Below are 21,454 nucleotides of genomic sequence, written 5' to 3' on the forward strand. Positions count from 1 at the left end.
TCCGGTCAGGCCGATTCGGCGAAGCGGACGAGGACGCTGTCGGCGTCCACGAAATCGCCTTGCACGGCCGAGATGGACTCGATGAGGCCGGCACGCGGCGCCTTCAAGGCTAGTTCCATCTTCATCGCTTCCATCACCAGCAGTTCCTGGCCTTCCTCGACGGTGTCGCCCACGGCGGCGCGGACCAGCACGATGCGTCCGGGCATGGGTGCCACGACCTGGCGGGCATGGCTGCCGGCGGTGCCCGCCCAGGCAAACGCGGGCGCGCGCTCGAACAGCCAGCGGCGGCCTTCGGCGTCGTGCACGCGAACCCGCGGGCCGTCGGCCTGGAGGGGGATGCGCCGGGCCTGCCCGTCGAAACGCGCCGACAGGGCGCCGTCGGCAAGCCGCGCACCGTCGACGGTGCAGGTCGCGTCGCCGTGGCGGAGCACGTAATGGCCGGCATGGCCGTGCGCGTCCACCTCGTGGCGCACGTCGCCTTCCTGCAGCGCCATCACGCGCTTGCCGGGATGGCCCAGTCGCCACGCATCGGCGCCGCCCCAGGGAGAATGCGGGTCGCTGGCGACGTTAAGCGGCGTGGCTTCGTCGGCCATCAGCAGGGCGACGGCGGCGGCGAAGCGCTCGGTATCGCCGGCCTTCGTGTTGCCCGCAAGGAATTCTTCGAGATGGCGATCGAGGTAGCCCGTGTCGATGCGGCCTTCGACCACCACCGGATGGCGGACCAGGCGCTCGAGGAAGGCGACATTGGACTTCGGGCCCACGATGTTGACCTGGGCCAGCGCCGCGCGCAGTCGCTCCAGCGCATCGACACGGTCTTCGCCGTAGACGATCAGCTTGGCGATCATCGGGTCGTAGAAGATCGTCACGGTGTCGCCGGCGACCACGCCACCGTCGAGCCGGACATGCCGTGAAGGAGTGGGCAGCGACAGCGACAGCAGCTTGCCGGAGCCGGGCAGGAAGTTGGCTTCCGGGTCTTCCGCGTAGAGGCGAACCTCGATGGCGTGGCCGTGCGCCTTGACCTGCTCCTGCACCAGCGGCAGGGCTTCGCCGGCGGCGACGCGCAGCTGCCATTCGACCAGATCGAGCCCCAGCGTCTCCTCGGTCACCGGGTGTTCCACCTGCAGGCGCGTGTTCATCTCCATGAAGAAGAACTCGCCGTCCTGGCCGACGATGAATTCGACGGTGCCGGCGCCGACGTAGTCCACCGCGCGTGCGGCGGCGACGGCCGCGTCGCCCATGCGGGCGCGGCGCGTGGCATCGAGGAAGGGCGAGGGCGTTTCCTCCAGCACCTTCTGGTAACGGCGCTGGGCGGAGCACTCGCGTTCGTTGAGGTGGATGATGTTGCCGTGAGTGTCGCCGAACACCTGGAATTCGATGTGTCGCGGATGCTCGACGTAGCGTTCGAGGATCACCCGCGTGTCGCCGAACGCGTTCGCCGCTTCGCGCTGGGCCGATGCCAGCGCCTCGGCGAAGCCCGCCGCATCGCGGACGATGCGCATCCCCTTGCCGCCGCCGCCCGAGGCGGCCTTGATCATCAGCGGGAAGCCCGTTCGCGCAGCCTCCGCGGCGAGCGTCGCCGGATCCTGGTCGGCACCGTGATAGCCCGGCACCAGCGGCACCGCGTGCTGCTCCATCAGCGCCTTCGCCGCGGCCTTGGAGCCCATGGCGTCGATGCTCTCCGGGCGCGGCCCGATGAAGGCGATGCCGGCGGCGGTGCAGGCGCGTGCGAATTCAGTGTTTTCGGAGAGGAACCCGTAGCCCGGATGGATGGCCTGGGCGCCCGTCTTCAGCGCGACCTCGATGATCGCCTCGCCGCGCAGGTAGGACTCGGCGGGGCGGGGGCCGCCGATGGGCCAGGCCTCGTCGGCCAGCCGCACGTGCTGGGCGTCGGCGTCCGCGGTGGAATAGACGGCGACGGTGCGGATGCCCAGGCGGCGGCAGGTCCGGATCACGCGGCAGGCAATTTCGCCGCGGTTGGCGATCAGAATGCAGTCGAACATGGGGCTCCCGGCGGGACGGCGATGGGGTGGGGAAAAGCGAGAAAACTAGCAGATCCGGGCCGACTGGCGGGTTGCGGCGCAGCATCCGGAGGCCTCCGGATTTGCACCGCGGCGGCGCCTCCCCTAGCCTTGGAACCACGCCGGGGACGCCCTATGTCTCCCATCCCCCTCCCAGAACGAGATTTTTTCATGCAGATCGGCAATCGCAACGTCGTTTCCTTCCACTACACGCTGACCGACGACCAGGGCAACGTCATCGACAGCTCGGAAGGTCGCGAGCCGCTGGCCTACATCCATGGCGAAGGCCATATCGTCCCGGGCCTCGAAAAGGCGCTCGAAGGCCGCCAGGCTGGCGACCAGTTCAAGGTCGACGTGACCCCGGAAGAAGGCTACGGCCTGCGCCATGACGAACTGATCCAGGTCGTGCCGCGCGCCGCCTTCCAGGGCGTCGAAAACCTCGAGCCGGGCATGCAGTTCCAGGGCCGCAACGACCAGGGCAGCATCAACGTCACCGTGTCGAAGATCGAAGGCGACAACGTCACCGTCGACGGCAACCACCCGCTCGCCGGCCAGACCCTGCACTTCGCCGTGGAAATCACCAACGTCCGCGAAGCGTCGGAAGAAGAGCTGTCGCACGGCCACGTGCACGGCGAGGGTGGGCATCACCACTAAGAGTAGAGCGTACCGGGTACCGGGTATCGAGAAGCGGGTAAGAGCGAACAAACGTCGCTCTTCGCTCCCACTCGATACCCGGTACTCGAAACTCGAAACGCTCTAAGACGCTCTCAGTACCAATCAAGCAACGACACACCCACGCCCAAATACGTGGCCCGGTGGTTGTAATCGATCATGCTTTCGCCGTAGCCGTTGAACACTTCCAGGTAGCCGCGGAGGTTGTTGACGACGGGGAAGCTCCACGTGCCGCGTAGCGAGCCGTGGGAACGGTCGCCGCTGCGGAACGAATGGCGTGCCGTGAGGCCGAATTCGTTGCTGCCCATCTCGTGCACGACCTGGATTTCGCCGCGACCCATGTAGTCCTGGATATCCGGGTTGTCGTCGTCCTTGCGGGCTTCGGGAATGCGCCACCACGGGCGCAGCATCACCGTCCAGCCTTCGCGTTCGAAGCCAAAGTCAGCCACGACGCGGTTCCAGCTGCGCGAGAGCGGATCGGGGCGGCCGTTGGACTGGTGGTTGATGCCGATGTCGACCATCCGGCCATTCCAGCCGAAGATATCGTAATGCGTGGCGAACACGAGCAGTGCTTCCGGCTCGTAGTTGGTTTCGCGGAACGGGCGCGAATTGTCCTTGTTGTAGACCTGCCAGCGGGACGACTGGGTGTAGCCCACCCACAGGTCGCCGTTGTCGCCGAACAGGTTTTCGATCGCCTTGGTTTTCAGGCTGATCTGGAACTTTGCCTCGACATTGTCCAGCTGCTGCGGAGCCGGCACCGTGTGGTCGGGCGCGGGGCTGTGCGGCGTGTTGTTCTGGTTGGTCGTGCCAAAGAAGGGCAGAACGTACGTCGGCTTGTAGCCGCGCAGGTTGAGCGTGCCCAGCTTGGATTCGGGCGACAGCTCCCAGCGGCTATCGAGCAGCGATAGCGGACGCGCGACATTGCCCGATTCACGGGTGGCGAGGTCGACGCTGACCGAATTACCCTTGGCATCCTCTTTTTTCACAGCCTGCGGCATCTGCGTCCGGCCGACGGCCTTGTCGTAGCAGAGCAGGCGCTGCGAGTCCGTTTCGATCGCCGAGCACGCGCGGATATCGGTCGGGCTCGGATTCTGCGCCAGCGCGGCGCCGGCGTGCAGACACGCCAAGGCGCCCAGCGCGCCCATGGCATAGGTACGTTTCATGCGGTGTTACTCCTTCAAGCCCCTGCTTGGACGAAGGAGTTTATCTGCCGCAAATGTGTGAAAAACGTGTTTAGCGCAACTTCGTGCGACGCGGGCCCAGGATCGGGCCCGCGCCGGGGGTGAAGCGTTCAGTCGTTACTCACCGCCACCTGCACCCGAGTGGGCAACCCACTTGGTGTACTCGGCCTTGCTGATCCGGCCGTCGCGGTTGCTGTCGGCGTACTGGAAGTCGTTCGCCAGCAACGGATAGGCCGAAGCCTGTTCAGGCGTGATCGACGCCTTGCCGCCGGAAAGCGTCTTGAAGTCCGGCGCCGGGCCGGCCGGCTTGGCCGCTGCCGGACCACTGTTCACCGAGACCTGGCCCTGCGGCGTGGGCATGCTCGTGCCGCTGGTCATGCCGGTATCGCCCGGCGGCGGGGGAGGCGTCGGCGGGCCAGGCGGCATGGGTGCCGGCGGGCCGGGCGGCGGCGGGGGCGGCGGCGGTGCATCGCCGGCCGGGGGCGGCATCGCCGGATCCGGAGCCTGGGTGGTGGTCGGCGTATCGCTCGGCGGCGGCGGGGGCGTGGCTTCACCCGGCGGCGGAGGCGGCACGGTCTGGCCCGCGGGCGGAGGCGGCAACGGCGGGTTGTTAGGCATGGTGGACTGTGCGAACGCAGTGCCTGCCAGGAGCAATGATGCGCCGAAGGCAACGGCGCGTACTTGCATCTTCATCGAAAAGCCTCCTCTCGTGGACGTGGTGGGGCATCGCGAGGCGGTGCTTCGCGACATCATTGCCGACGCTAGCAAGGGGCGATTTAATGGCTGCCCAACTGCTGGAAGGCCTCCACCGTGGCATCACGCGTATCCGACGGCACCTCCACGGGGAGCGTGGTCCGGCTTTCGCCGCGCTCCGCGCAACTGCTGCACCTTGCCGCGCAAGGCCTGTTGAAACGCGCGACGCGCAAGGCGCGCAGGCCCGACGTGCCGGCCACCATCGCCCGGATGGGCATGCTGCAGATCGACACCATCCATGTCGTCGCCCGCAGCCCGTACATGGTGCTGTTTTCCCGACTGGGTGCCTACCAGGCCGACTGGCTGGACGAAGCGCTCGCGGACGGCCTCCTCGCCGAAGCCTGGGCCCACGAAGCCTCGTTCGTGCCCTCGGCGGACTACCACTTCCATCGTGACTACCGGCGCGGGCGGGCAGGACACTGGGCGCACAAGATGGCCGAGCGCACGCATGCCGAGGCGCGCGCCGACATGGACGGCTTGCTCGATCGCATCCGCAGGGAAGGTCCCCTGCGTGCCGTGGACTTCGAACGCGATGCGCCGTCCAGCAAGGGCTGGTGGGGATGGAAGCCGGAGAAGCGCTGGCTGGAGGCGTGGTTCGCCCTGGGCGACCTGATGGTGCTTCGCCGCGACCGCTTCCAGCGTGTGTACGACCTGGCCGAGCGTGTCGTGGCGCGCTGGCCGGAGCCGATGCCCTCCGGCCAGCAGGACGAAGCCGCGGTACGCACCCATTTCATCGAGCGCAGCGTGCATGCGCTCGGCATCGCGCGTGCGCGCTGGATCGCGGACTATTACCGGCTCAAGCCGCGGGTCACCGACGACGAACTGCTGCCGCTGGTTGCCGATGGCACGCTCATCCGTGTCGACGTGGAGGGGTGGGACGAACCCGGGTATGTGCACGCCGACCATGCCGGCCTGCTTGACCAGGCCGTGGGCAACACGTTGCGGGCCACGCGCACGACGCTGCTGTCGCCGTTCGATCCGGTCGTCTGGGATCGCGCACGCGCCATCGACCTGTTCGACTTTGAGTACACGCTGGAATGCTATACGCCGGCGCCGAAGCGGCGGTACGGCTATTACGTGCTGCCGATCCTGCATCGCGGCCGCCTGGTCGGGCGGCTCGACGCCAAGGCGCACCGCAGCGCCGGGCTGTTCCAGGTGTTGGGCGTCTGGCTGGAGGAGGGCGTCGCGCCGACGCCGGCGGTGATCTCGGGCATCGCATCGGCGATCTGCGAATGCGCGACGTGGCATGGCACGCCGCGGGTTGCCGTGGAAGGTGCGCAACCGCGCGGGCTGGCTGCCCAGCTCAACCGGGCGTGCAAGGGCTGAGCGACCGGGAGGCCCGGCCGCTCACGGTGCGCAGGTCAGCGGGTCGACGCAGGCGCCGGAGTGTCGGCGCACGACTTACCGTGCAGCGCATCCTTCAGCTGGCTAGCCAGCGAGACGCAGCGGTTCTGCAACTGGTCGCGCATGTCCGGGTCCTGCGACTGGCGGAGCAGGCTGGTGCGCATCATTTCGTAGCGCGGTTCGATCTGGTCGCGGGCAAAGATGCCAGCGGCGAGATGGCAGCTCTTGTAGCTGGCGAGGTATTCGTCGCACGAGGCAATGCCGGTGCTATCCGGCAGCGGACCGGCCTTCGCGGCGGCGGCAGCCGTGGTGCCGGTCTTCTTCGCGGCCGGCGTGCTCGTGACCGAGGTGGTCGCCGTGCGCGGCTTCGCGGTGCTGGACGGGGCAGCCGTCACGGTCTGGGTGGCGGTCGGCTTCGGCTTGTTGTCCGAACAGCCAGCGAGCGCGATGGCGGCGAAGGCCAGCGGAGCGAGGTATTGAATGGCGGTTTTCATGGCAGGTCGGTCCCCCTTGTGGATCCTGGCTCGTAGTGTGCGTCAAATCGCACCGGGGGGTGCGACGCGACCAACGATTTGCCTGAACAGGGGTGAACGTGGCGTTATCGAACCACGACGAAAAACCCGGCATCGCTATTTCTCGCTGGTGAGGGTATGATCCGCCCGCTGTGTTTGCCGGGGTCATAGAGTTACGTTGACCCGATGCCGCTGATCACGGATCTGCCACATCGCTTCGCTCCTCGCGTTTCCTTGCACACCAGTAAGCGGCAGCTTATTCCTAAGTTGCTGGTTCAATTAGTTATTTCGTTTGGAGTGTTACTATGTCGGATCGTGAGATCGGCACCGTTAAGTGGTTCAACGACGCGAAGGGCTTCGGCTTCATCTCGCGCGAGAACGGCCCGGACGTTTTCGTCCATTTCCGCGCTATCCAGGGCAACGGCTTCAAGTCGCTGGCCGAAGGCGAGAAGGTTTCCTTCAAGGTCGTGAACGGCCAGAAGGGTCTGCAGGCTGAGGAAGTCCAGAAGGCGTAAGCCCTCGGATATCCGAACCGCATGGAAGAAGCCCGGCATCCGCCGGGCTTTTTTTATGCCCGGCCCCCAGGCCGATCGCGGCGCGCCTAGGTAGAAATTCCTAAGAAAACGACCGATTTCGCGTTTCCTTCACGTATTTCGACGTGATGGGCGTCAAAAATTCGTCCTATGTAGGCCTTCCCCTACAGAAACCTCGCCGAATGTGGTTATCATCGATCGTACTGTGTCTGCGCGGTCACGCGAGTGACCCGATGTGCGCGCGTTTGCTCACGCTCCATCGCCTCACCCGGTCCTGCATTCCCAGTAAGTCGCCGGCTCGCGAGCCGGGTTTTCGAGTGTGAGTCTAGAGGTGTGTGTGATGGCAACTGGTACGGTTAAGTGGTTCAACGATGCGAAGGGCTTCGGCTTCATCACCCAGGACGGCGGTGGCCCCGACGTTTTCGTGCATTTCCGTTCTATCCAGGGCAATGGGTTCAAGTCCCTCCAGGAAGGCCAGAAGGTCGAGTACGAAGTGACCCAGGGCCAGAAGGGCCCGCAGGCTGACAACGTCGTTCCGAAGTAACGACTTTGCGGCTGGCACAGCCAGTCGCTTTGCAGGAACCTTGGCTCCGCCGGCGCCCCTGTCGCCGGCGGAGCCTTTCCATGTCTGGACCCCGGTAAATGCATGAGCGAACCTGTCCCTGGCGGCATGCGGACGACGCTGCCGTTGCGCATGGCCGATGGGGCCCGCGCCGACCTTCTCCTGTTCCAGCCCGTGGGCCCCGCTCGCGCCGTGCTGCTCTGGGTCCCTGCGCTGGGCGTCGCCGCGCGCCACTACGAGCCGTACGCGCAGGCCCTGGCCGCCCTCGGTGTCGCCGTGGCCGTCCACGAGTGGCGTGGGCATGGTTCGAGCGATCGCCGCGCCGGCCGTCGTAGCAACTGGGGCTACCGCACCCTGCTCACCGACGACCTGCCGGCTAGCCTGGCCGCGCTGGTCGCCGCCTGCCCGGGGCTGCCGACCTACCTCGGTGGCCATAGCCTGGGAGGGCAACTGTCCTGCCTGCTGGCCGCCGCCACGAAGGTGCCGCTCGCCGGCATCGTACTGGTGGCCAGCGGTGCACCGTACTGGCGTCGCTTCCATCCCTGGGTAGGCCTCGCCTACGTGGCCGCGCCCCTGCTTGCCCACGTCGTCGGTCGGCTGCCGGGCCGGCAGATCGGCTTCGGTGGTAACGAAGCGCGTGGGGTCATCGCCGACTGGGCGCGGACGGGTCGTACGGGCCGCTATGCAGCCCGCGGCTTGCCCGCCGACCTTGAGGCAAATCTGAGGCGTCAGCATGCCCCCGTGCTGGCGCTGCGCCTGCGCGACGACTGGCTCGGCCCCGAGCCATCCTTGCTGTACCTGCTGGACAAGATGCCGGATGCCCCGCGTACGCTCGGTGTCGTGGCGCCGGAGGACCTCGCCGGCAGCAAGGCCGACCACTTCGCGTGGATGCGCGTGCCGTCGCGAATCGCCGCGCGGGTCGCCGCATGGATCGAGCAGGCCTGATCGGCTGCCGGTCGTCGGCCGGCGGTCATCGGCCAGCGGTGATCGCCCCGCCATCGGTTAGGCTTGGCGCATGAGCACCGACTTCATCGATGGCAAGCAGCGCGACCTGGGCGATGGCTTCACCGTGCGGCGCATGCTGCCGCACCTGAAAGCCCGCCACGTGGGTCCCTTCGTCTTCTTCGACATGATGGGCCCGGCCCACTTCGGCGAGGACAGCGGCATGGACGTGCGTCCGCACCCACACATCGGCCTGGCCACGGTCACGTGGTTGTTCAGTGGTGCGATCCGCCATCGCGACAGCCTTGGCAGCAACGTCGACATCCACCCGGGCGACGTGAACTGGATGACTGCCGGGCGCGGCATCGTGCATTCCGAGCGGACGCCGCCGGACGAGCGTCACCACGGACAGGACCTGCACGGGATCCAGGTCTGGGTAGCCCTGCCGAAGAGCCACGAAGACATCGCCCCCGAATTCCACCACCATCCGGCCGCTTCGCTACCGACGGTCGAGGTGGAGGGCGGGCGACTGGTGGTGATCGCCGGCGATGCCTTTGGCGTGACATCGCCTGTGCGGGTGTTCGCGCCGATGTTTTTCGTCGAGGCCCGGCTGGAAGCGGGCGTGCAACTGCCGATGCCCGTACAGCACGCGGAGTGGGGCGCCTACGTGGTCGAAGGCGCGGCGCGCTTCGGCGGCCTCGCGCTGCAGGCGCTGGACATGGCCGTGGCGCACGACGGCGAACCGCCCGTGCTGGAGACCACCGAACCGTCGCTGGTGATGTTGTTCGGCGGCGCGCCACTCGATGGCGAGCGGCACCTGTGGTGGAATTTCGTGGCGAGCTCAAAAGAGCTGATCGAGGCGGCGAAAGCCGACTGGACCGAACAGGCCGGACGCTTTCCCATCGTGCCCGGCGACGAGCACGAACGGATCCCGCTACCCACCTACTGACGCGGAGTTGTGCATGGCCCGGTTCGCCACGTTTCGCGACTTCTATCCCTTTTACCTCGGCGAGCACGCGGAAGTGCGCTGCAGGCGCCTGCATTTCGCCGGCAGCCTGCTGGTGATCCTGGCGATCGCCCTTGCCATCGCCACCGGCCACCTGGCGTGGCTATGGCTGGCGCCGGTGGGCGGCTATGGCTTCGCGTGGATCGGCCACTTTGTTTTCGAAAAGAATCGCCCAGCCACCTTCCAGCATCCGCTCTACAGCCTCATGGGTGACTGGGTCATGTTCTGGGACATCCTGCGCGGGCGCGTCACGCTTCGCTGAGTGCAACGGACGCGCGCCGCGCCTCGTCAGGCCACTTCGAACGATGCGTTGCGCGGTTCACTGCGCATGCGTCGACGGCTGGCGCTCCATGCCGGCAGGTCGAGTTCGTCGCGCGCACGACGGCACGCGCTGAGCAGGTGTTCCACGTCCTCGTCGTCCATGCCCGCATTCAGGGTCAGGCGCAGCAACGACCGGTTCACCGTGGTCGCCGGTGCGCTGAACACTGAGCCGAACACGCCATGGTTTTCCATGATGTCGCGGACGCGGCCGGTCAGGATTTCCTGGCCCGCCTCGAAGGCGATGATCTGCTCGGTGCCGTCACCGATCGGGAAACCCAGGGCGGTCAGTTCCGCGCGTACATGGCGGGTCACTTCGCGCAGGCGCTCGCGGCGCCAGCCTTCCGACTGGATCACCTGGTGCGAGGCCGACAGCCCGGCCAGCTCGAACGGCAACAGCGACGAACTGAAGATCGCCGGTAGCGCTTCGCAGCCGAAGTAGTCCTTGAAGCGGGTGGTGCAGGCGATGAAGCCGGCGCGCGAGCAATAGGCCTTGGCCAGGCTCGCCGTGATGAAGTGCACGCGGTCGTTCAGGCCGAGGCTGGCGACGAGGCCTTCGCCACGCGCGCCGTGCGTTCCCAGCGAGTGGGATTCGTCGACGACCAGCACGCAACCGTTGGCTTCGGACAGGTCGGCGATGTCCTCCAGCGGCGAGAGGCTGCCGTTGGTGCTGTACACGCTGTCGACCACGATCACGCCCGGGCCATGGCGCAGGATCTGTCGCGCCAGGTGCTGCACGTCGTTGTGCAGGATCGACACGGCCTTTGCCCCGGCGCTGCGAATACCCTCCCAGAGCGAAGCATGCGCAAGCATGTCGACGTAGACCGGCACGCGCTCGCCGGCGATGGACTGGATCAGCCCCACGTTCGCGGCGAACCCGGATTGGGCGAGGATGCCGTCCTCGCTACCCACGGCACGGGCCAGCTCGGCTTCCACGCGATGCAGTGGCTGGTCGGCGTCCTGCTGGAACAGCGCCGACATCATCATGCCCAGGCCGCCGGATGCCAGCGCCTCGCGTTGGGCTTCGACGATCGCCGGATGCCCGGCGATGGCGAGGTAATCGTTGCTCTGCAGCATCAGGTCGCCTGCGCGGGATGTGCGACCGCGCAAAATGTGACGACCACCCCAGTCAATGGCGACCCGTTCTTGGTGAAATCGCTCCACCCGGCGCTGCACGAAATCGGGAAGCGTCGGTGCCCTGGCGATGCGCTGCGCCGCAATAACATGGTCCATGTTTTATCTCTCTCTCGTTGGGGGAATGTCGGGCGATATCGACGGCGCCGCCCGATGGACGACGCGCGCACGCCTGCCTCGCCCAGGCCGGCGCGTGAAATCGAGAGAGGCGATCCGCTCCGGCCCTGGACGTCAGGCGCGGCACGTGCCTGCTGTGAGAGAGGTCGCGCGGATGAGGCGGTCGCAGCGACGACAGCCCGAGCATACGGCCACGCACGCCCGACGGGGCCAGTGAATCCGGCAGCCCCGGGGCGTCAGTGCAGGCAGGTTTGGCTTAGGGTCAGATAAAGCGCGGGCGGCTGTCGGCGGACAGGCTCAGGTCCTGTTCGCGAAGCCAGCTGCGGTACGACTTGACGTGCTGGAGGCGGAAACGCTCCACGTCATCGATGAGGGCGTAGTAATACCACTGCTCGCCGGACACGGCCGTGGCCGCGTACATGTGCGCCTCGGGATTCTCGACGCCCTTGTGGTAGAAACCGTCGCGGGAGTTGAACCAGGGCAGGGCCTCGCCGCTGCGCAGGGCCTCGAGCACGCCCGTGGGAGCACCCAGGTCGGAGGCGATCTCGTAGTGGGTGCGCAGGTCTTCGTCGGTCTGCACCAGCAGGAATCGGCCGATGCCCCACGCATCCACCAGCAGCAGGCCCGTGGGGTTGCAGTGCACGTAGCACTCCACCGGCTGGAACGTGGCGGTGACGCTCTGCAGGACGTCGCGGAAGGCCGGGTCGCGCAGGAAGCGGAAATTGCCCAGGGCGAGCGTTTCCGCCACGAAGGCGCTGGCCCGCTCGAAATAGCGCCGCTGCAACTCGACGATCGCGGTCTGCAGCTTTTCGATCGCCAGGGGATCGTTCTTGCGGATGAAACGGTCGATCACGCCCGAGTTGAAGGCATCGATCGCCGTCGCGTCGTCGGCCCGGCCGGTCAGCAGGATCTTGCCGATATGCGGGTTGGGCAGCCGCTTGCAGAAGGTGATGCCGTCCATTTCGGGCATCGCCTGGTCCACGACCACGACCGAGATCTCGGCGAACCGCTCCGGGTCGTAGACCACCCGGTGGATCGAGTCGATGTCCAGCGCCACCAGTTCCTGGGTTTCGGACGGGCGGTCTTTCCAGCGGTAGAGCCAGCCACCGCCCGGCACCGGGCGGCTGCCATTGTTGCCCATCATCGCCAGCGCGCTGCGTGGCGAACTGAAGGTGCGGACCCGGACCATGGGGTCGAGCAGCAACGGGACGACGTCGAGGTATTCCTCGTGGTCGTCCACGAGGACCGTGGTCGTCGGGAAATGGAAGGGCTGGATATCACCCTGCGAATTCAGCGTCATCACTGCCGGACCCCGGTCTCCGTGCGCGGAAAGGTGAGGGTGAACTCCGTGAATTCACCCAGGTTGGTACGGCAAACGATGCCACCGCCCATATGCTCCATCGCCGCGCGACAAAAAGCGAGTCCTATCCCAAGGCCGGTGATGTTCCCGGTACCCGCGCTGTCGCTGGAATACGAGTAAAAACGGTTGAAAATCCGGGGTAGTACGTCCGGGGGGATGCCCGGGCCGGTGTCGTGCACCGTGATGTGATTGCCGTTTTCGCCTGCTTCTATGAACACCCGGATATCGCCCTTGCCGGCGCGATCGGTATGGAAAAGCGCATTGCGCAGCAAATTGAACAGGACGTGGACCACCAGGGTCTCCTCGCCCATCATCGGGAAATCGCCCGTGGAGGAGAGCGTGATCCGCTCGCGCTCGGCCCGCGAGCCGTAGGGGAACCGGCGCAGGGCCTGCTCGACGCAGTCGCGCGCGCCCAGCAGGGTGAGCGGCACTTCGCCGATCGGCCGGGCCGACAGCAGCAACATGTCGATGATGGTGTTGGCGTAGGTCACCTCGCGTTCCATTACGCCGATGCTGCGCTCCAGGGCATGCAGGTTCTGGGTCCGCATCTCGGGCACGGCCAGGCCTTCGCCCTCGGCCAGGCGATGGCTGCGGATCAGGTCGGGCATGTAGCGGGCGACCGCGCGGGCGGCGATGCGCAGGGAGCCCAGCGGGGTGCGCAGCTCATGGGCGATGTTGTTCGAGGCGGCGGTGAGCGCGTCGATCCGGCTCTGTTCGGCCATGTTGGAGGACACCGTGCAGGTGGCACCGCCGACCATGCCGAACAGCAGCAGCGGGATGTATTCGAGCATCGTGCGCGTGTGCAGCACGGCGTCGGGGGATAGGGCGAAGGCGATGCCGGCCAGGATCGACCCGGTGGTGAACACCAGCAGGAAACTGGTCAGGTCGAACAGCATCATCAGCAGCATGACGCAGGCCATGTGGGTCATGAGCCACGGCGGCGTGGCGTTGCGCAGGGTCATGTAGCCGACGAAGAACGGCATCGCGACGGTCATCGCGAAATACCAGTACGTGGGCAGGTAGGCGCGCAGCCGGCGTGGCCACCACGGCAACAGGGCCAGCGGTATGAAAGTGGCACTGCAGGCCAGCCGCATCGGCAGGTTTTCGTAGGGCTGCGGGAACAGGTAAGCCCACACCGGGTAGTACACCGCCAGGCAGAAGCTGCCGACCACGCCGATCGCGACCATCTTCGGCTGCGAGTAGCGCGTACGCAGCCACATCGTGGTCTCGAACCGGGCCAGCGCGCGCAGCAACAGCCACAGCTGCAGCCGCAGGAACGGCAGGCGGGGCGTGGGCTGGTCGTCCGGAGGGAGCGGGGACATGGGTGGCGTGCGCAGCGTCAGCGGTATTGCTGGTGGCAGGACGAGCAGGCGTCGCCGACCGGCTTGAGCGCCGTGGCGAGGGCCTCGCACGTCGCCGGGGCAGCCGCGATGGCGCCGTCCAGGGCCTGGGTCAGCTTGCCCGCCGCCTCGCCGAAGCCGGCGTCGGTACCCGGGAAAGCCTCGCCGATGTCGCCGGCGTCCTGGCGCATGCGGGCCAGGTGCAGGGCCGATGCCTTGCCATCGCACTGCTTCGCCCGCACGTTGCCCCGGAGCGCGCCCATGTGATGCTGCATTACGGCCATCACGCCGTCATGGAACGGCGTGGCCTGGCGCAGGGCGGAGATCGCGAAGGTGGCGCCCAGCGCGCCTACGACAAGGCCCAGCACGACGAGGAGCAGCGCGCGCATCGGTATTCCATGGCTTGAGACGCAGCCAGCATAGCGGACAAACCCGTTGTTTCAATATGAGATAATGCACATCGAACCCCAGACAGAGACTCAAGTGAGCACGGCCCAGGCCGAACGTTTCGCCGGCATCGAGCGGCTGTATGGCCGCGGCACCCTGGACCGCCTTGCCCACGCGCATGTCTGCGTCATCGGCGTGGGTGGCGTTGGCTCGTGGGCGGCCGAGGCGCTGGCCCGCAGTGGCATTGGCCGGCTGACCCTGATCGACGGCGACGACGTCTGCCTGTCGAACACCAACCGCCAGATGCATGCCCTGGATGGCCAGTACGGCAAACCCAAGGTGGGCGTCGTGGCCGAGCGCGCGCATGCGATCAACCCGACCTTGCGGATGGAGGCGATGGAGCGTTTCCTGACCCCCTCCAGCCTGGACGAGTTGCTGGACCGCAATTACGACGTCGTGATCGACGCCTGCGATGCGATGAAGGTGAAGCTGGAGACGATCGTCTGGTGCCGTCGGCGCAAGGTGCCGCTGGTGACCGTGGGCGCCGCGGGCGGACGTACCGATCCGACGCTGATCCGCGTGCGCGACCTGTCGCGCACGGAGCACGACGCGATGCTGAGCACGATCCGCAAGCGGCTGCGCCAGGAGTACAACTTCCCGCGTAACCCGGATCGGTTCTTCGGCGTGTCGGCGGTGTATTCGTTGCAGAACGTGCAGTATCCGCAGGCGGATGGCAGCGTCTGTGGCGTGCGCCCGCCGGGTAGCGATGCGTTGAAGCTGGATTGCGGCGGCGGCCTCGGTGCCGCGACGCATGTGACCGGTGCGTTCGCCTTCGCCGCCGTTGGCAAGGCCCTCGAGAAGCTCACCACGCGGCCCTGATCGCGCGCAGGCGCGCTCCTACCGGGGGCGGGGCGGGGTGGTGATCGCGCGCGGGCGCGCTCCTACAGGAGGGTGGCGAGTATCTGGAGCGCTTGCGCCAGCCGTTCGGGGCTTTCCTCGGCGGCGAGGCAGAGGCGAAGGCCGCGGCCGGCCTTCGTGTCGTCGGCGTTGAGCGGCACGGGCGGGGTGACGCGAACGCCTGCGGCGAGCGCACGGGCGTAGGCACCGTCGGCATCGGGATGGGGCAGCCATGCATGCAGCCCGCCGGCGGTTTGTAGCGCCGGGCCCAGCGCCTCGCGGGCTTGCGCATGGCGTTCGCGAATCGCCTCGATGAGCGCATCCAGTAACGCGTCGGCCGTGCCATCGGCCATCCAACCGCCGACGATCGCGGGGAGCAGGGCGGGCAGGCCATCGGTGTCCACGCGGATCGACTCGGCGACGTGGTGGTGGATGGTGTCGTCCGGGGAAAGCAGCCAGCCGATGCGCAGGCCGGGGCCCAGGATCTTGCCGATACCACCGGCATGGAGCACCCGTTCCGGGGCAAGGTCGGCCAGCGCGGGCAGGTGGGTGTCGTCATGCGTGCGCAGCGCGCCGTAGACATCCCCCTCGATCAGGGTCAGGTGGTTGCGCCGGGCGACATCGACGATCGCTTCGCGGCGTGCGGGCGACATCGTCGCCGTGGTCGGGTTGTGCAGGGTGGGATGGACGTAGGCGACCCTGGCGCCGGTCCGGCGTGCCGCGGCCTCGAGCGCGTCGGGGAGCATGCCTTCGCCGTCGATCGCCACCGGCACCGGGCGTGCGCCATGGGCGATGACGGCCTGGCGGTAGCCGGCGTAGGTCAGCTCTTCCATCAAAAGCGCGTCGCCGGGGGCGCAGGATTGTGCGAGGGCGAGCACCAGGGCGTGGCGGGCGCCGTTGGTCAAAACCAGGCGGCGCGGATCGACTGCGCTGAAGCCGTGGTGGCGGCGCAGCCACGCGGCGATGGCTTCGCGGACGGCGAGGCTTCCTTCGGCGGCCGGGTAGCCGAGCAGGCTGGTATCCACGGGAAGATTGGCGAGGGCGTCGCGCAAGCGGGCGGCGGGCGCGGCGCGCAGCGGAAGGTTCACGGCGAGGTCGTAGCTCATGGCCGCATTATGCTGTGCGCATGTGGTACGTCTATCTCATCGAATGCCGGAACGGCGCCTGGTACGCCGGGATCACTAATGACCTGGAGGCCCGGTACGCCGCGCATGCCGCCGGCCGGGGTGCGCGATTCACCCGCGCCAATCCGCCGGTTCGCCTGCTCGGCGCGCGGGCATTCCCCGATCGTTCGGCCGCCTCGAAGGCCGAGCACGCGGTGAAAAAGCTGCCACGGGGCAAGAAGCTGGCGTGGCTGGCCGAGGTTTCCCTACCGCCCAGCCCAACCGATGCAGGGGTTCAGTCCGGCAGCGTGTAGGCCAGGTCGTAGGCGTGTGCGCCATCGGGGCGGACGTCGATGCTGAACGTACCGGCGATCCCCTTCAGTTCGTCCGACCCGGAATCCGGGACGATCGTGATCAGGAGCTCGCGCTTGCCGCCAGCCTGGATACCGCGATGGACGAGCGCGAAGCTGCCCTTGCGGCCGTCCACGGTGCCGGAGAAGCGTTCCACGGCGACGTAGGCGGCCGAGTCGGCCTTGTCGGTGCTGGATGCGGTGAGCATCGTGCCCTTCGAGTTGCCGAGCATCGCGCCCTGGAAGGTCTTGTCGAGGGACAGCTGGCCGAGTGCCGAGCCAGCACCGGTGTCCGGCTGGCCCGTCGGGGCGATTTTTACGTCGAAATGGCCTCTGGCATGGTGCGTCACGGTGGCTCCCCAGGCGATGGTGGCAAAGGCTGCCAGGCCGACCAGCGCCGGCACGCGTACCTTCAATGACATACGACCCCCCGGTCGTTGCACAATGGCGCCATGCACGCACGCCGACATACCAAGGTTACCCCGGATTGGCATCGCTGGATCGGCGAGGCGCTGGCCGGGGGCAATGCGCCCGCTGACCTGCTGGCGACGATGAAAGAGCACCATTTCGACGAACGCACGGCGCGCGATGCGATCGCCGACGCGGTGTTCGGTGGCACGGCGCCGCCGGCCGTGGCGTCGGTGGACATGGTGCCGTTCGCCAGCCGGCTGCAGGCAGGCCACGTCATCCGTGCCCCCGATCGGGAGGTCCGCGTGCTGGTCCGTGTGGCCCGCCCGGTCATCGCCGTGCTGGACAACGTGCTGTCGGCGGAAGAGTGTGACGCGCTGCGCAGCATGGCGGCGACCCGGCTCGCCCGCTCCGCGGTAGTCTCGCCGGACTCCGGCAAGAACACCGTGATGTCGATCCGGACCAGCGAAGGTGCCTATTTCCAGCGGGCCGAGAACGCGCTGGTCCAGCGCATCGATGCGCGCACCGCGGCGATCATGGGGTTGCCCGAGGAACATGGCGAGGGCCTGCAGGTGATGCGCTACGGCGTGGGCGGCGAGTACATGCCGCACTTCGATTACTTCGCCCCCGATGAAAAGGGCAGCGCGCCGCACATCGCCTCCGGCGGCCAGCGCGTCTCGACCCTGATCATGTACCTCGAGGACGCGGCGGCCGGCGGCGAAACGATTTTCCCGCGGATCGATTTCAGCTACGTACCGCGCAAGGGCCAGGGCCTGTACTTCGAATACGCGGCCGCCGATGGGTCGCTCGATCCACTGTCGCTGCACGGCGGTGCGCCGGTGTTGTCGGGCGAGAAGTGGATCCTCACCAAGTGGATGCGCGAGCGTGCCTTCGCCGGCTAGAGGCTTGACGGCCACCCGTGACCTCTGGCCTATATCAGCTGCATGACGCGTCCAGCAATCTCGCTGGATCATTGGGGGAGATAAGCAATGCGCCGCAAGGCAGCCAGGGTCGTACTTGTCGTCATCGCGGGGGCACTCAGCTGCGCCACCGGCGCATGGGCCCAGAGCCCGCCACCCAGCGTCCCGGCGCCCGCACCCGCCGCAACGGTCGCCGCGCCCGCCGTCCCGGTGGAGATTCCGTTCGCATCGCCGCATGCCGCCTTCGTTCGTACGCCAAGCGCGCCCGATGCATGGGGTGGCCCGCGTACCGGCAACGAAGCGACCCTGTCCGACCGCGTGGTCTCCTATCGCATCCAGGCGAAGCTCGACCCGGAAAAGCACACCGTGGACGGCCAGCAGCAGCTGACCTGGCGTAACCGGAGCAGCCAGCCGGTCTCGTCCATCTACATGCACCTCTACCTCAATGCCTTCGAAAGCGAGGGCAGCACGTTCTTCACCGAGCGCAACGTGCTCGCGCCGCATGGTGGCTCGCGTGGCATCGGCAAGGTCAAGAAGGGCGAATGGGGTTACATCGACCTGGGCAAGGTCGAGCAGGACGGCGCCGCCCTGAAGTGGTCCTACGTGCATCCCGACGGCGGCCCGGCGACCGACCACACGGTGGTCCGCGTCGACCTGGCCCAGCCGGTCCCGGCAGGTGGCAGCGTCACCCTCGACATGGATTTCCACAGCCAGTTGCCGCGCGTGATCGAGCGCACCGGCTATGTCGGCAAGTTCCATCTCGTCGCCCAGTGGTTCCCGAAGATCGGTGTGCTCGAACTGCCGGGTGAGCGCGGGGCGACGGCGCCGCGCTGGAACGTCCACGAATTTCATTTCAACAGCGAGTTCTACGCCGACTTCGGCGAGTTCGACGTGCACATGTCGGTGCCGAAGGACTACACCGTGGCGGCCGTCGGCGAGCAGCAGGGCGAGCCCGTCGCCGAGGGCAATGACCTCAACTGGCACTTCACCCAGGCCGACGTGCACGACTTCGCCTGGATGGCCGCGCCCGGCTTCAAGACGGTCGAAACCACCTGGTCGCACCCGGGCAGCCCGACCGTGAAGGTCAAGGTGCTTTACCCGCCGGAATACGAAGTCGATGCCCAGCCGGTGCTGAAGGCGACGACCGACTCGCTTACGTATTTCTCCGACACGCTCGGTCCATACCCCTACAAGACGATCACCGGCGTGGTCCCGCCGTTCAACGCCAGCGAAGCCGGTGGCATGGAATACCCGACCTTCTTCACCGCGGATAACGCGGCGGTGATCAAGGCGAAGACGCTCGCGGTCTGGTTGATCGACTTCGTCACCATCCACGAGTTCGGCCATGGCTACTTCTACGGCCTGCTTGCGTCCAACGAGTTCGAAGAGCCCATGCTGGACGAGGGCCTGAACGAGTACTGGGACGAGCGCATGCTGCGCGAGCGCAAGCAGGACGTGTACCTGACCAAGCCGTTGTGGCAGTTCTTCGGCGTGGAACCCGCCGTCGGCGTGTTCGCGCTCGAGCGCCTGATGGCGTCGCTGGCGAAGCCTGCCGACCCGCTGGGCGAGAACTCGTGGGACCGTTTTTCCAGCGAACAGTACGGCACGGTCTATTCGCGCACGGCCACGGCCATGCACGATCTCGAAGAGCGCCTCGGTAAGGACGTCACCGAGAAGGCCTTCCGCCAGTACTACGCGACATGGCATTTCCGTCACCCGTCGATCGCCGACCTGCAGGCGTCCATCGCCGAGTCGTCCGGCAAGCCCGACGTCGTCGCCCAGGTGTTCGAGCAGTATGTCTACGGCACCCAGCGCATCGACGACCAGGTCAAGGACATCACCAGTGACGAAGTGCTTCCGCTGGCGGGTTCATCGACGAAGGACGGCAAGCGCGTCGAGCTGAGCAGCGACGATAACGACGACGCGGTCGACAAGCAGCGCGACGCGTGGAAGAAAGCAAACCCGAATGCGAAGCCGGGCACCGGTCCGTTCCCCTACCGCACGACGGTGACGGTGTGGCGCGATGGCTCGCCCGTGCCGCAGGTACTGAAGGTGACCTTCGCCGACGACTCGGTGAAGACCGTGCGCTGGGACGACCAGCGGCGCTGGGCGCGCTTTACCTTCACGACACCGGTGCAGGCGAAGTTCGCCGAACTGGATCCGGAAAAGAAGATCTATCTCGATCACAACAAGCTCAACGACAGCCGCACGGTGGAAGCGAACCACGCCGCCACGAATCGCTGGACGTCCGACTTCGCCGCCCTGTTCCAGGGCATCTACAGCATGCTGGTGACCCTATGAACGGCCAGGTCAAACGTTCCGCTCTCTCTGCGCTGGGCATGGGTGCGCTAGGCGGCGTGCAGTGGCGCGTCATGTTGCTGTGGATCCTGGTGACCCTGCTGCCCACCGCCGTGGTGGCGCTGCCGATGTGGTCGTTGCTGGACGGCATGCTTGGTTACAGCGCGCATGCCGATAGCTACGCGGCGCACTTCGACGGGCTGATGTTCGGCGACGTGATGCAGGGCCTTGGCCGCGATAGCAGCGTCACCGGCATGGCGTTTTTCGCGGGGATCATCCTCACGCTGGCCATCTCGCCGTTCCTCACCGGCATGGTGGTGGCCACGGGCCGGGCAGGGCGTTCGCTGAGCTTCGGCGCGCTGCTGCAGGGCGGCGCGACGGAATACGGCCGGATGCTGCGCCTGTTGCTCCTGTCGCTGGTGCCTTATGCGATTTTCGCCGCGGCGGCGCATGGCATGTCGTCGTTCGCAAGCGACAAGGCCGACGCGGCGTTGCTCGAGTCGAGCGCCGATACCTACGCGCACATCGCCCTTGGCGTTAGCTTGCTGGTGTTTGTGATCGCGCAGTGCATCGTGGAGTCGGCGCGCGCGGCGTATATCGCGGACATCACCTTGCGTTCGGCGTTTCGCGCGCTGGGCCGTGGCTTCCTGCAGTTCATCCGCCGGCCGTTCGCGACCTTGCTGGTGTACGTGGTGATCACGCTGGTAGGCGCCGTGCTTGCGGTGTTGATTGCGTCGTGGCGTGGGCATACGACGGCGACGGGTAGCGGTGCGCTGGTGGCGTTCCTGATCGTGCAGCTGGGCGTGGTCGTGGTGGCCTGGATGCGCACGGCGCGCCTGCTGGCGCTGTCGCGCCTGGCCGCCGTGAACCCCCACCGCCGCCGCCGCACCGACTTCGCCCCCGCCCTGTAGGAGCGCGCCTGCGCGCGATTGGATGTGCCGTCGAATCCAATCTCCGCGCGGCGTTCGTACGTGGTCGCAGGAAGAGCCCTCGGCGCCTACCCTCGCTGCTCAGACAGCGTTCTGGCGTGCGAAAAGGCGGGGCTGCTCCGCAGCCCGTTTATCTATTGGCCTACGGCCGCGCACCGGGTGCCGGGCGGAGGTTTCTGACTCGACATCCTGTCTCGGCAGAAACGGCCGGCCATCCTGGCCGGCCCCCTGCGGGCTTTTCCCGCCCGCCACCCTCGCCGCCACGAACTCGCCTCGAGGGTAGGCGCCGAGGGCTCTTCCTCCACGTTCCCGCACGCTGGGTTGGACGGCCCGACGCGACGGCCGCTCTTGTAGGAGCGCGCCTGCGCGC

Annotated in this window: 21 protein-coding genes and 1 pseudogene; 12 read left to right on the forward strand and 10 right to left on the reverse strand. The window is 67.1% G+C overall.

The features are described from left to right. Positions 1 to 5: 5 nt before the first annotated feature. A complete protein-coding gene (locus tag KPL74_02700) occupies positions 6 to 2,000 on the reverse strand; it encodes an ATP-grasp domain-containing protein (protein ID QWT20929.1) in 1,995 nt (664 codons plus the stop codon). 189 nt (positions 2,001 to 2,189) lie between these two features. Between KPL74_02700 and KPL74_02705 the strand changes: the two genes are divergently transcribed. Beyond that, positions 2,190 to 2,672 carry a peptidylprolyl isomerase gene (locus KPL74_02705; protein QWT20930.1) on the forward strand — a complete coding sequence of 161 codons (483 nt, stop codon included), beginning with the start codon at positions 2,190 to 2,192 and terminating at the stop codon, positions 2,670 to 2,672. A 113-nt stretch (positions 2,673 to 2,785) separates the two neighbouring features. On the opposite strand, the gene KPL74_02710 is transcribed toward KPL74_02705, so the two are convergent. Both KPL74_02710 and KPL74_02715 read right to left on the reverse strand, forming a co-directional pair. Then, complete coding sequence (locus KPL74_02710) at positions 2,786 to 3,853, reverse strand: phospholipase A (protein QWT20931.1); 1,068 nt, start codon at positions 3,851 to 3,853, stop codon at positions 2,786 to 2,788. A 411-nt stretch (positions 3,854 to 4,264) separates the two neighbouring features. Beyond that, positions 4,265 to 4,492: pseudogene (locus KPL74_02715) on the reverse strand (spore coat assembly protein SafA). 189 nt (positions 4,493 to 4,681) lie between these two features. Here KPL74_02715 and KPL74_02720 point away from each other — a divergent pair. Beyond that, positions 4,682 to 5,950 carry a winged helix DNA-binding domain-containing protein gene (locus tag KPL74_02720; GenBank protein QWT20932.1) on the forward strand — a complete coding sequence of 423 codons (1,269 nt, stop codon included), beginning with the start codon at positions 4,682 to 4,684 and terminating at the stop codon, positions 5,948 to 5,950. A gap of 35 nt (positions 5,951 to 5,985) precedes the next feature. On the opposite strand, the gene KPL74_02725 is transcribed toward KPL74_02720, so the two are convergent. Continuing rightward, the gene (locus KPL74_02725) at positions 5,986 to 6,462 is read right to left on the reverse strand and encodes a hypothetical protein (protein QWT20933.1); all 477 of its coding nucleotides are present in this window, start codon (positions 6,460 to 6,462) and stop codon (positions 5,986 to 5,988) included. A 323-nt stretch (positions 6,463 to 6,785) separates the two neighbouring features. On the opposite strand from KPL74_02725, the gene KPL74_02730 reads away from it, so the two are divergent. The 5 genes from KPL74_02730 to KPL74_02750 all read left to right on the forward strand — a co-directional run bounded on the left by KPL74_02730 (position 6,786) and on the right by KPL74_02750 (position 9,785). Next, positions 6,786 to 6,995, forward strand: coding sequence for a cold-shock protein (locus KPL74_02730; GenBank protein ID QWT20934.1), 210 nt, complete (start codon positions 6,786 to 6,788; stop codon positions 6,993 to 6,995). A gap of 358 nt (positions 6,996 to 7,353) precedes the next feature. Then, positions 7,354 to 7,557 (forward strand): cold-shock protein, encoded by a 204-nt coding sequence (locus tag KPL74_02735; protein QWT20935.1) that lies wholly within the window; start codon positions 7,354 to 7,356, stop codon positions 7,555 to 7,557. A 102-nt stretch (positions 7,558 to 7,659) separates the two neighbouring features. Next, a complete protein-coding gene (locus tag KPL74_02740; protein ID QWT20936.1) occupies positions 7,660 to 8,520 on the forward strand; it encodes an alpha/beta fold hydrolase in 861 nt (286 codons plus the stop codon). A 70-nt stretch (positions 8,521 to 8,590) separates the two neighbouring features. Further along, on the forward strand, positions 8,591 to 9,466 hold the full coding sequence (locus KPL74_02745) for a pirin family protein (protein ID QWT20937.1): 876 nt from the start codon (positions 8,591 to 8,593) through the stop codon (positions 9,464 to 9,466). A gap of 13 nt (positions 9,467 to 9,479) precedes the next feature. Then, entirely contained in the window at positions 9,480 to 9,785 is a 306-nt protein-coding gene (locus KPL74_02750) for a DUF962 domain-containing protein (GenBank protein QWT20938.1), read from the forward strand. Positions 9,786 to 9,811: 26 nt separating this feature from the next. Here the strand turns inward: KPL74_02750 and cqsA are convergent, their stop codons facing one another. The 4 genes from cqsA to KPL74_02770 form a co-directional block, all read right to left on the reverse strand. Continuing rightward, positions 9,812 to 11,074 carry a quorum-sensing autoinducer CAI-1 synthase gene (gene cqsA / locus KPL74_02755; GenBank protein ID QWT20939.1) on the reverse strand — a complete coding sequence of 421 codons (1,263 nt, stop codon included), beginning with the start codon at positions 11,072 to 11,074 and terminating at the stop codon, positions 9,812 to 9,814. A 280-nt stretch (positions 11,075 to 11,354) separates the two neighbouring features. After that, positions 11,355 to 12,392 (reverse strand): response regulator, encoded by a 1,038-nt coding sequence (locus tag KPL74_02760; protein QWT20940.1) that lies wholly within the window; start codon positions 12,390 to 12,392, stop codon positions 11,355 to 11,357. Beyond that, entirely contained in the window at positions 12,392 to 13,774 is a 1,383-nt protein-coding gene (locus tag KPL74_02765) for a HAMP domain-containing histidine kinase (GenBank protein QWT20941.1), read from the reverse strand. Before KPL74_02765 ends, KPL74_02760 begins: the two co-directional genes overlap by 1 nt. Positions 13,775 to 13,791: 17 nt before the next feature. Next, positions 13,792 to 14,181: a cytochrome c gene (locus KPL74_02770; GenBank protein QWT20942.1), complete on the reverse strand. Its 390-nt coding sequence runs from the start codon at positions 14,179 to 14,181 to the stop codon at positions 13,792 to 13,794. 94 nt (positions 14,182 to 14,275) lie between these two features. On the opposite strand from KPL74_02770, the gene KPL74_02775 reads away from it, so the two are divergent. Then, positions 14,276 to 15,058: a tRNA threonylcarbamoyladenosine dehydratase gene (locus KPL74_02775; protein QWT20943.1), complete on the forward strand. Its 783-nt coding sequence runs from the start codon at positions 14,276 to 14,278 to the stop codon at positions 15,056 to 15,058. A 62-nt stretch (positions 15,059 to 15,120) separates the two neighbouring features. On the opposite strand, the gene KPL74_02780 is transcribed toward KPL74_02775, so the two are convergent. Further along, positions 15,121 to 16,182 (reverse strand): PLP-dependent aminotransferase family protein, encoded by a 1,062-nt coding sequence (locus KPL74_02780; protein QWT20944.1) that lies wholly within the window; start codon positions 16,180 to 16,182, stop codon positions 15,121 to 15,123. A gap of 20 nt (positions 16,183 to 16,202) precedes the next feature. Here KPL74_02780 and KPL74_02785 point away from each other — a divergent pair, with 20 nt between their 5' ends. Next, on the forward strand, positions 16,203 to 16,493 hold the full coding sequence (locus tag KPL74_02785; GenBank protein QWT20945.1) for a GIY-YIG nuclease family protein: 291 nt from the start codon (positions 16,203 to 16,205) through the stop codon (positions 16,491 to 16,493). On the opposite strand, the gene KPL74_02790 is transcribed toward KPL74_02785, so the two are convergent. Then, entirely contained in the window at positions 16,475 to 16,951 is a 477-nt protein-coding gene (locus tag KPL74_02790) for a DUF3224 domain-containing protein (GenBank protein ID QWT20946.1), read from the reverse strand. The two genes, KPL74_02785 and KPL74_02790, sit on opposite strands and share 19 nt — an antisense overlap. A 30-nt stretch (positions 16,952 to 16,981) precedes the next feature. On the opposite strand from KPL74_02790, the gene KPL74_02795 reads away from it, so the two are divergent. From KPL74_02795 to KPL74_02805, 3 genes are all read left to right on the forward strand, one after another. Next, a complete protein-coding gene (locus KPL74_02795) occupies positions 16,982 to 17,839 on the forward strand; it encodes a 2OG-Fe(II) oxygenase (GenBank protein ID QWT20947.1) in 858 nt (285 codons plus the stop codon). A gap of 87 nt (positions 17,840 to 17,926) precedes the next feature. Further along, complete coding sequence (locus KPL74_02800; GenBank protein QWT20948.1) at positions 17,927 to 20,158, forward strand: M1 family metallopeptidase; 2,232 nt, start codon at positions 17,927 to 17,929, stop codon at positions 20,156 to 20,158. Next, positions 20,155 to 21,066: a hypothetical protein gene (locus tag KPL74_02805; protein QWT20949.1), complete on the forward strand. Its 912-nt coding sequence runs from the start codon at positions 20,155 to 20,157 to the stop codon at positions 21,064 to 21,066. Before KPL74_02800 ends, KPL74_02805 begins: the two co-directional genes overlap by 4 nt. Positions 21,067 to 21,454 lie beyond the last annotated feature (388 nt).

Origin of the sequence: Bacillus sp. NP157 (assembly GCA_018889975.1) — a bacterium.
Taxonomy (GTDB): Bacteria; Pseudomonadota; Gammaproteobacteria; order Xanthomonadales; family Rhodanobacteraceae; genus Luteibacter.